Genomic DNA, 3336 nt, shown 5'->3' on the forward strand with positions numbered 1-3336 from the left:
CCACGTGGCCGTCCGGCCGCAGCAGCACGGCGGGGACGTCCGGTTCCTCGCCGGCGTCGACGACGTGGCCGACCCGAGCGGCCCATCCCGTGACCGAGAATGGTGTATCCCCGAGTCGTAGGTGAGATGCCTGTGGCAGGGGAGTGGTTGACGCCGTCCTAGGTGCGGGCGAGCGCCGCGGCGAGCTCCGTGACTCCGGACACCCGGGGATGCCGCGCCGCCAGCGCGTCCGCGATCCGCCGTATCGCCGGCCGGTCCCGCACCTCGCTCGGCGCCTCGGCGTGCGCGGCGAGCAGCGCATGCGCGGCCTGCTCCGGCTTGCCCCACATCCACCATGCTCGTGCCATGTCGGTGTGAAGCCGCCCCCTCCTTTCGGGCGTCGGGAACTGCTCTGCCCTGAGGTCGCGGCCTACATGGAGCGCCGTTCCGGCATCGCCGAGCGCCCAGTGGACACCGACCCGGTAGAGCGTCACCTGAGGCGATACCCGGTCCTCTCTTCTCGCCGCCCGCGATACCCGCTCGGCCTCGCCGATCAACTCCAGCGCCCGATCCCGCTCTTCAGCCTGGGCGGCGTTGTAGGCGCACGTGCACAGCATCCGCACGTACATCGACGCCTCCCCAGGCGTGCGCAGCCCCGCGGTCTCCAGCCGCCCGGCCGCCTGCAATGTCACCCGTTCGGCGATCTCAGGCCGCCCTTCGTGGCGGAGCACGATCCCGAGAGCCCGCGCCGATGCGGCCATGGCCACCGGAGAGCCAGACCGCACCGAGCATGCCGTCGACCGGTCTGCAGTGATCCGGCTCGCCGGCCTCCGCCCGATCTTGTTCAACGCTTCGGTGGCCACGTCGTAGCACGCCGCCAGCAGCGCCAGCGACGCGGGAGTACCCGCCCGCTCGGCGGCGTCCTGCGCCGACGACAGCAGATCGGGCAACCCGCCGACCACGACCGCCAACTCGCCGGCGTCGTACGCTCGCCGCGCCATGGCCAGCCTGATCTTGACGTCCCCGACCCCGGACGGGCGAGCCGGCGACGGAGACAAGGCAAGCGCGTCATCGAGCCTGTCCAGCAGGTGCAGCGGCACCGACAGGCCCGCTGCGGCTATCAGTGTCCGACGTCGCATCGGGTCCTCGCCTTCGCTGGTGTCGCCGCCTGCCGTCACAGTAACGATCGCAGCCGCAGCAGCGGGAGAGGCAACCCTGCACGTAGGCGGTGTCAGGTTTCTTATCCCGAGTTGAGAAGGAGTTGCGCCGTAGAAGCGGCACAGCATTGGACCGTACTCAGGGCCGGGGTCGCTGTCGCCGTGCTCCCACTTGCACAACATCGCCGTGTTCAGGCCGGGCTCGGCGAGCCCGGCCGCGGCGTACAGCTGCACGATGCCGGCGACGCACTGGGGACGGGACCATCCGTAGGCCAGCCGCCATGCTTCCAGCGGCAGCATCTGCGGCAGGTCAGAGACGATCGCCGCGGCCGTCTGGTGCACGGTCATGCCGTCGCGTTGGCAGGTGAGGCGTATCTCTTGGGCTCGGCGTTGCAGCTCGGCCCGTCGTGCTCGGCTCATGGCCATGGTGACCTCCGGCGCGAACAACCCGAACCGAGAGTAACGCCACCGCCACTGATCGAACATTGTCTTTGCTGGCAATGTCCGGCCACAACACTGACATTGATGCGCTTCCCCGCACCGGCGGACCGTGGTGGAGACACACCCGACCGGCCCCGGGACACCCCGGGAAAGGAGGCCGCCATGTCCAGCACCGCAGCCCACAGGCAGTGGACCACCGCCGACGTTCGCCGGCTCATCCCCGAGACCCTGCTCACCCGCCTGGTCAACCGGATCGCCACCGAGGAGCTCGTCTCCACCGACTACGCCGAGCGGGTCATGACCCAGGCCCTCGCCTTCCTGCAGGCGTGCGCCCTCAACCCCACCGCCGCCCTCGCCCCCAGCAAGCAGGTCGACGTCGGCTGGCACACCTTCATCCTCTACACCCGCGACTACGTTAAGTTCTGCGACCAGGTCGCGGGCCGGTTCATCCACCACTGCCCCACCGACGAGGAGGATGGCGCGTCCACCGGACACACCTCCACCATCGGCGCTACCGTCGAAGCCATGACCGCGGCCGGCCTGCCGGTGGACGTCGAACTGTGGTCTAAGGCCGCCGACTGCGACGGCAAGTGCAAGCCCGACCCCTGCTCCCAGTGCCACCAGGGTTGCACCGACAGCAACTGATCCCAGCGGAAGCGGATGAAGGAGCGGCGGGCATGCGCGAGACGACACCCCAGTGGGAGGGTCTCCCCTCGGCGGTACGCGCCGACATCGAAAAGCGTCTCGGCGCCGTCCACACCGTCACCCCGGTACCTGTTGGGCTGACCGCCGGGACTGCAGCCCGGCTGGACACCCCCACCGGCCCGGTGTTCGTCAAGGCCCTGCCCGTCGACTCCCCGTCCGCGACGCTCTATCTGCGCGAACAGCGCGTCAACGCCGCTCTCCCCGCGGCCGTGCCCGCTCCCCGCATGCGGTGGGGCGGGGACGGCCACGGATGGGTCGTCCTGGTCTTCGATCACCTCGCCGCCCACCACGTGGTGAACCTCGCCCCCGGCTCCGCCGACCTCGACGACGTGATCGACCTGGTGGCAGCCCTGGGCGACATTCTCACCCCCAACCCGGCCCACGTCCCCCCGGTCACCGACAACGTCGCGTTCCTCCTCAAACGCGCCGACACCCTGCTCGCCGAGCCGCCCGCCGACCTCGCCGGCCTCGACACCTACACGACGGCCCGCGCCCGCTTCGACCTCGACCAGCTCGCCGGGGAAACCCTCCTGCACGCCGACATCCACCACGCCAACCTCATCGCCGCTGACCGGCTCCACGTCATCGACTGGGGCCTGGCCTGCCACGGCGCAGCCTGGGTCGAAACCGCGTTGCTGATCCCACGGCTCATCGCCGCCGGCCACACCCCCCACCAGGCCGAAGCTCTCGCCGAGCGGATCCCGGCGTGGAAGACCGCCCCCGATGCGGCTGTGACCGGCCTGGCCGCGGTGTGGGTGCTGTTCCGGGAGTATGTCGCACGGTACGGGCCTGAACGGATACGGGAGTCCCGCGCCCGCGCTGCGGCAGCAGGCCGCGCCTGGATGGAGTACCGCACAAGCTGACGAACGAACCCCGGGGAACCGAGCGACCGAGATCCCGCCCGGCCACCGGACCAGGCGGGATCTCGCGTTCCCCCGGACTTGAAAACCTCGAAGGGCGTCGGACGCGTCGAGCGGACGGAGCCGTACACATCAGGCGGAACCGGATGGGCGGGCGGAGGCGTCAGGCCACGGGAGCGCCGAACCAGTGGGGG

3 protein-coding genes are annotated in these 3336 nt (G+C 70.5%); 2 read left to right on the forward strand and 1 reads right to left on the reverse strand.

Translation table 11 applies throughout. From position 1 onward, the window contains the following. Nucleotides 1-158: 158 nt before the first annotated feature. Nucleotides 159-1622 carry a hypothetical protein gene (locus IEY93_RS37220; protein WP_229691806.1) on the reverse strand — a complete coding sequence of 488 codons (1464 nt, stop codon included), beginning with the start codon at nt 1620-1622 and terminating at the stop codon, nt 159-161. 117 nt (nt 1623-1739) lie between these two features. Between IEY93_RS37220 and IEY93_RS37225 the strand changes: the two genes are divergently transcribed. Together IEY93_RS37225 and IEY93_RS37230 are read left to right on the forward strand one after the other, a co-directional pair. After that, complete coding sequence (locus tag IEY93_RS37225; protein WP_203968141.1) at nt 1740-2222, forward strand: glycine-rich domain-containing protein; 483 nt, start codon at nt 1740-1742, stop codon at nt 2220-2222. Nucleotides 2223-2254: 32 nt separating this feature from the next. Continuing rightward, nucleotides 2255-3145, forward strand: coding sequence for a hypothetical protein (locus IEY93_RS37230; protein ID WP_189167858.1), 891 nt, complete (start codon nt 2255-2257; stop codon nt 3143-3145). The last annotated feature ends 191 nt before the right edge of the window (nt 3146-3336 follow it).

The organism is Sphaerisporangium melleum, from assembly GCF_014646695.1.
Lineage (GTDB): Bacteria > Actinomycetota > Actinomycetes > Streptosporangiales > Streptosporangiaceae > Sphaerisporangium > Sphaerisporangium melleum.